The sequence below is a fragment of the Streptomyces sp. NPDC046122 genome, assembly GCF_056429965.1.
Window position 1 is genome coordinate 367492 of sequence record NZ_JBWKLQ010000006.1, and the last position, 4364, is coordinate 371855.

General features: G+C 72.1%; 3 protein-coding genes. All 3 read right to left on the reverse strand.

Going from position 1 to position 4364, the window contains the following annotated elements; all coding sequences use genetic code 11:
• Positions 1–135: 135 nt before the first annotated feature.
• The 3 genes from AC07FK_RS19775 to AC07FK_RS19785 all read right to left on the reverse strand — a co-directional run bounded on the left by AC07FK_RS19775 (position 136) and on the right by AC07FK_RS19785 (position 4139).
• Positions 136–1236, reverse strand: a complete 1101-nt coding sequence (locus AC07FK_RS19775; protein ID WP_479106179.1) for a type III polyketide synthase — start codon at positions 1234–1236, stop codon at positions 136–138.
• Positions 1237–1418: 182 nt separating this feature from the next.
• On the reverse strand, positions 1419–2630 hold the full coding sequence (locus AC07FK_RS19780) for a cytochrome P450 (protein WP_479106180.1): 1212 nt from the start codon (positions 2628–2630) through the stop codon (positions 1419–1421).
• Between the two features lie 105 nt (positions 2631–2735).
• Positions 2736–4139: a vanadium-dependent haloperoxidase gene (locus AC07FK_RS19785; RefSeq protein ID WP_479106181.1), complete on the reverse strand. Its 1404-nt coding sequence runs from the start codon at positions 4137–4139 to the stop codon at positions 2736–2738.
• Between the last annotated feature and the right edge of the window lie 225 nt (positions 4140–4364).

The window sequence follows — 4364 nt, forward strand, 5'->3', positions numbered from 1 at the left end:
GCCCCCCCCGGGGGGGAGACGTCCCTTCCCCCCCACTCCCTTTCCTCCGGCATCCCCCCCCCCCCCTCACGGGGTGGGGGGGTTTGCGCTGCCCCCCCCCCCCCCCCCCCGCGCCCTTCAGGTTTCCCCGGGCGCTCAGCCCACCGCCTCGGCCATCGCCGCCCCGGCGGCCCGGACGGCGGGCGCGGGTGCTCCCACCCACCGGCCGATCGCGGTCTCGGCCGTGATGCCGGGCCCGAACCCGGCGATCAGTCCGCCGGCCCCGTCCTCGACCGTGCCCTCGTCGAACAGCCGCGCCAGCGCGTCGAAGACCACGGAACTGGCGATGTTCCCGCGTTCGGTGAGCGTCGCCCGGCTGAACCGGAACATCTCCGGCGGCAGGTCCAGGTAGTGGCACAGGTCGTCGAGGATGCGCGGGCCGCCCGCGTGGACGATGAAGAAGTCCATCTGCGACACCTCCCAGCTGTGCTGGGCGACGAGCGACTTGAGCGCCGGGGCCAGCATCTCCATGGTTCCCGGCACCCGTTTGTCGAGCATGAAGTGGAACCCGGTGTCCCGTACGGCGTACGAGATCCAGTCCTCCGTGTGGGGCACGAGATGCGAGCCGTTGCGCTCGATCCGCATGCCGACCCCGCCCTCGCCGCGCACCACGGCCGACGAGATCGCGTCGCCGAACAGCCCGTTGGAGAGCAGCGAGCCCACTCCGATGTCGGTGGGCTGGTAGCAGAGCGAGCAGAACTCGCAGGAGACGATCAGTACGTTGGCCTTCGGATACGCCGTGCAGAAGTCGTGCGCGCGGTTGATCGCCGCGCCGCCGGCAGCGCAGCCGAGCTGGGCGATGGGCAGTTGTCTGGTCTCCGGCCGGAAGCCCATCGTGTTGATCAGCCAGGCGGTCAGAGACGGCATCATGAAACCGGTGCAGGAGACGTAGACGATCAGGTCGATCTCGCCGGGCTCCACCTCGGCGTGGGCGAGCGCCTGACGCACGACGCCGGGGACGCGTGCCTTGGCCTCCGCCTCGTACAGCTGGTTGCGGATCTCGAAACCGGGGTGCCGCAAGGTGTCCTCGATCGGCTGCACGATGTGCCGGGTGCGGACACCGGTGTTCTCGATGAGGCGCAGGACGAGGCCCCGCTGCGGATGATCCGCGTGCGTCTCGCGGGCCAGTTCGAGGGTCTGCTCCATCGTAATGACGTGATCGGGTACGGCGACGGACGGTCGGCACAGTGTGGCCATGGTTCTTCCTTGTCTCATGCCGGGTCTCATGCCGGGCAGCGGTACAGCCGGGCTGTCGTCACCACGGGGCGCTCGTCACCACGGGTGGTCGCACACGGCCTGTTGGTCACACAGGTCTTCGTCCCGCGGGTCACGTCCCACGGGTCTTCGTCACACCGGCTCTTCGTCAGGCTGCCTCGCGCTCACCAGGCGACGGGAAGGCCGAGCGGGTAGCGCCAGATGGAGGTGGTGTTCCAGCGCACCTGCGACGGCTCCACCGCGAGCCGCAGCCCCGGGAAGCGGTCGAGGAGCGTGGCGAAGACGACCTCGAGCTCCATCGCGGCGAGCGGCGCGCCCAGGCAGTGGTGCGCTCCCCAGCCGAAGGTCATGTGGGGCACCGTGGGCCGGTCCACGTCCAGTGCGTCGGGCCGGTCGAACTTCCGCTCGTCCCGGTTCGCCGTGAGGTACGAGACGTGGACGACGTCCCCGGCCCGGATCCGCACGCCGCTCAGCTCCACGTCCTCGGTGGCGATCCGCGGGATGCCGACGCCCTTGCGGAACGGGATGAAGCGCAGGAGTTCCTCGATCGCCGCCGGCAGCACCGAGGGGCGCGCACGGAGCGCGCCGAGGACGTCGGGGCGGGTGAGCAGCGTGTACGCGATGTTCCCGATCTCGTACGTCGTGGTGTCCTGGCCCGTGATGAGCAGCACCATCGACATGACGGCCAGCTCGTCGTCGTCGAGCAGCTCCGCACCGTCGCGGGCGGTGGCCAGCGTGCTGATCAGGTCGTCGCCGGGCGAGCGGCGCCGCTCGGCGCTCAGCTCGGCGAAGTAGGCGCGCAGGGCGGCCTTCGCGCGGACGGCGGCCTCCCGGTTCTCCGCGCTCACGTTCATCATGGTGTAGGCGTGGCCGCGCAGCCGAGGCCGGTCGTCCTCGGGGATGCCGAGGACCTCACAGATCGTCATGAGCGGCAGCGGCGCGGCGATGTGCTCGACGAGGTCGGCGGGGGAACCGAGGTCCGCCATCCGGTCGAGCATCAGGTCCACCACACCCTGGGTGCGCTCGCGCATGCGCGCCACATGGCGCGGCGCGAAGCTCTTGGCGACCAGGCTGCGCAGCCGGCTGCTCGCCGGCGGGTCCATGAGGTTGATGGACTCCGACTGCACGATCGGCTCCGGCGTCATCCGCGGGAAGTCGCGGCCCTTGACCGCGCCGCGGCTGAACCGCCGGTCGGTGGTGACCGTCCGCACGTCCTCGTAGCGGGTGACGAGCCAGGCCTCCCCTTCTCCGTACGGCATGCGGATCCGCGCCACGGGGTCGGTCTCCAGCATCCGTCGGAGCTGGGGGTCGAACTCGAGGGCCTCCGCGTAGTCGAAGGGGCAGCTCCATACGGTGCCGGTGGTCTCGGTCTCCACGTTGCTCCAGACGATGTGCGGTCGATGTCCGACACACTTCCCCATCAAGGGGGGCGCCCATGTCCTCATGCGGGTTATTCAACCGATTAGAGGGAGATTCGGACTTCAGCGCGGACATTGGGGAAGAGCCGCCCCGGACGCCGGGGCGTGCGGCGCGCCGTGCGTCGCCCTGCGCAGTGGCTGGAAGTAGTGGGCGAGCGCCCAGTCGCCGATACGCAGGCCCGCCTCGCACCCGGCCACGTCGGCGCTGCGGAAGTGGATCCCGCCCCACACCCGGGCGTCGACCATGTCCCGGTTGAACTCGTCGGCGTACGCGTAGTGCCGTGTGGTGGTGACGGCTTCGGACGGGACGTTCAGGTCGACGCGCGAGGTGCCGAGCACCCCGGCCGCGGTCCGCATGACCGCGCCGGCGACGGCGGCGTGGCCGCTGATGTACTCGGGGTGCGGGGGTGTCACGAGCAGCGGCTGCCACTGCGGGTCCGCATCCGTCGCGGGGTTGCCGTCGGTGTCGGCCAGTTGGACGGCGTCGATCGGCCGCCACAGTCCGTAGTGGAGCTTGGAGTCCCAGGCGGTGACGACCGCGTCGGCCGCCGAGGTGTTGACCGCGGCGAACAACCGCGCCGTTTCGGCGATGCCCAGGCCGTGCCGGGCGGCGTGGTCCCGGAAGGCCGTCTGGAACTGCACCAGCAGGTTGCCCCCGAAGAAGAGGGCCGTCTCCGTCTGCTGCGCGGTTCTGGCGGATCCCGTCTTCGCGCCCATGGCCTTCGCCTCGTTCACGTCCCGCGCGTAGCGCGCGGAGGTCAGGGCGGGGGGCGGTCCCGGCCGGAACTGGTCCGGGGACCTGAGCAGCAGCGGGCGCAGGGTGCCGAGCCAGGCGTCGACGAAGGGCTGGTGGGCGGGGGACGTGGGCCGCCACACTCCGGGCGCGGGCGGAGCCGTGTACGCGACCGGCTCGAAACGGCCGTCCCCCTCGCGGAGCCTGACGATGTGCTCGGCGGCCCGCTCCCCGTAGGCCACGCCCTGGTCCTCGGCGGGGCCGTCGGGGATCTTGGCGAGAGAGTCGGCGTACTCCGCGTCGAGCCGCGACTGCGAGGCGGGGAAGCAGGCGAGCAGTACGCGGTGAGCGGCGGTCACGGCCGCGGCCTCGGGGGAGGCGGTGGCGGGCCCTCTCGCGTTCCATTCGTAGAGGGCGTACCGGCCCTGGATGCCGGCCACGGCGTTGTGGACGGCGACGGAGACGAACGCGTGCCAGACGGCCACCTGGCCGGAGGGGTGCATGGCGCCGAGGTTCGCGCTGATGGTCCGGGTGGCGATGGCGTTCCAGTCGCGGACCGCCGCGGGGTCGGCCGAAGGCGCCGTACGGCTGTCGGCGGCGGCCGGGGACGCGGTGGCGCCCGGGACGCCGACGAGCGCGAGCGACGCGACGACGCCGACGACGGCTCGCACGCCGGGGCGCGGAAACCGGCGGGACCGGGACGGACGGGACGGCAGGGGGCGGTGCAGACGCACGGAGACACTCCTTCGAGGCGGTATGACCGGGATGGGCACCGGACGAGGTGCTGAATCAAGATCAACCGCTCGGTGTGGGCTCCGCAAGCGGAAGCGCGCGGCCAGGCGTACGTACGAACCGGGGGGGGGGGGGGGGGGGGGGGGGGGGGGGGGGGGGGGGGGGGGGGGGGGGGGGGGGGTGGGGGGAGGGGGGGGGGGGGGGGGGTCGGGTGGGGCGAGGGAATG